The organism is Priestia sp. P5_B4, assembly GCF_056400385.1.
On the sequence record NZ_JBFULJ010001463.1, the window covers coordinates 1 to 588 of the forward strand.

The 588-nt window shown below is 37.3% G+C and carries 1 protein-coding gene; it reads left to right on the forward strand.

Translation table 11 applies throughout. The features are described 5' to 3' along the window. The coding region (locus AC1DRF_RS31615) for a glucuronate isomerase (RefSeq protein ID WP_477742775.1) at window positions 1-588 on the forward strand (588 nt) is incomplete at both ends.

The window sequence follows — 588 nt, forward strand, 5'->3', positions numbered from 1 at the left end:
GCACTAAACAAAATGGTATATACGAAGACTTCAAAAGAAGAAGTTTCAGAGATTTTCTTAAAAGCCTTAAAAGGTGAAGGTGTAAGTACTGAAGAAGAAAGTAAATACAAGTCATATACGTTAATCTTTTTAGGGAAGCTGTATAATGAGCTAGGTTGGGCAATGCAATTTCACCTTCATGCTCTTAGAAACAATAACACAAAAATGTTTCACCAGTTAGGGCCGGATACAGGGTATGACTCGATGTATGATGGACAAGTGGCAGAGCCTCTCGTACAGCTTCTCGATCAAATGGACGTACAAAATAGTTTGCCAAAGACGATTTTATATTCGTTAAATCCAAAAGATAATTATGTATTAGCAAGTATAATTGGAAGCTTTCAAGGAGACGGCATCCCTGGCAAACTGYAGCTCGGCACGGCTTGGTGGTTTAATGATCAAAGAGAAGGTATGTTAGAACAAATGAAAGCGTTATCAAATATTGGGTTGTTTAGTCGTTTCATTGGTATGTTAACGGATTCCCGAAGTTTTCTTTCATATACAAGGCATGAATATTTCAGAAGACTAGTATGCAGCTTAATCGGTACG